Origin of the sequence: Micromonospora sp. DT48 (assembly GCF_049844495.1) — a bacterium.
Taxonomy (GTDB): Bacteria; Actinomycetota; Actinomycetes; order Mycobacteriales; family Micromonosporaceae; genus Micromonospora.
On record NZ_JBNCLE010000063.1, the window covers coordinates 1 to 445 of the forward strand.

The 445-nt window shown below is 70.1% G+C and carries 1 protein-coding gene; it reads left to right on the forward strand.

All coding sequences use genetic code 11. The annotated features are described in order from the left end of the window. Positions 1-445 (forward strand): AMP-binding protein (locus ACLQ2S_RS27165; protein WP_425703830.1); only part of this gene is annotated, 445 nt, incomplete at both ends.

A 445-nucleotide genomic window follows, 5' to 3' on the forward strand; every position in this document is an offset into this window, starting at 1 on the left:
TGTCGGCGGGGGCGCGGCTGGTCATCGCCCGTCCGGGTGGGCACCGCGATCCGGCTTACCTCCGCGACCTGATCATCCGCGAGCGGGTGACGACCGTCCACTTCGTACCGTCGATGCTCTCCGCGATGCTCGCCGAAGGGCTCGACGACTGCACCTCGCTGCGCTCCGTCGGCGTCGGCGGCGAGGAACTGCCACTGGACGTGGCGCGAGCCTTCGTGGCCGCACTGCCCGACTGTGAACTGCACAACACGTACGGACCGGCCGAGGCGGCGGTCGACGTGACCTCGTGGCGGTGTGACCCACAGGCCCTGGCCGAGGTGAGCCGGGTACCGCTCGGCGGACCTCACCCCAACCTGCGGCTCTACGTCCTCGATGAGGGTCTTGGTGTGGTGCCGGTGGGTGTGCCGGGTGAGTTGTGTGTTGCGGGGGTGGGTGTTGGTCGGGG